This window comes from Pseudomonas sp. SIMBA_068 (genome assembly GCF_046534705.1).
GTDB classification, from domain to species: domain Bacteria; phylum Pseudomonadota; class Gammaproteobacteria; order Pseudomonadales; family Pseudomonadaceae; genus Aquipseudomonas; species Aquipseudomonas putida.
This window is the reverse complement of sequence record NZ_JAWRYI010000548.1, coordinates 1-270: the sequence shown is the minus strand read 5'-3', so window position 1 is coordinate 270 and position 270 is coordinate 1. Positions and strand designations below refer to the sequence as shown.

At 59.3% G+C, this 270-nt stretch carries 1 protein-coding gene; it reads left to right on the top strand.

Annotation, left to right across the window (positions count from 1 at the left end; translation table 11 throughout):
* Nucleotides 1–270 (top strand): glutamate synthase-related protein (locus tag SB756_RS30345; protein WP_410913272.1); only part of this gene is annotated, 270 nt, incomplete at both ends.

Genomic DNA, 270 nt, shown 5'->3' with positions numbered 1-270 from the left:
CAGCAGGATCTGCTGAATCTGTCGAAACGTGCCTGGCTGGCGCGTAAGCCCATCAGCCAGGGCGGCCTGCTGAAATACGTCCACGGCGGCGAATACCACGCCTACAACCCGGACGTGGTGCGCACGCTGCAACAAGCGGTACAAAGCGGCGAGTACAGCGACTATCAGGAATACGCGAAGCTGGTTAATGAGCGTCCGGCAACCACGCTGCGCGATCTGCTGGCAATTACGCCGGGTGAAAACGCGGTCAACATTGCTGATGTTGAACCG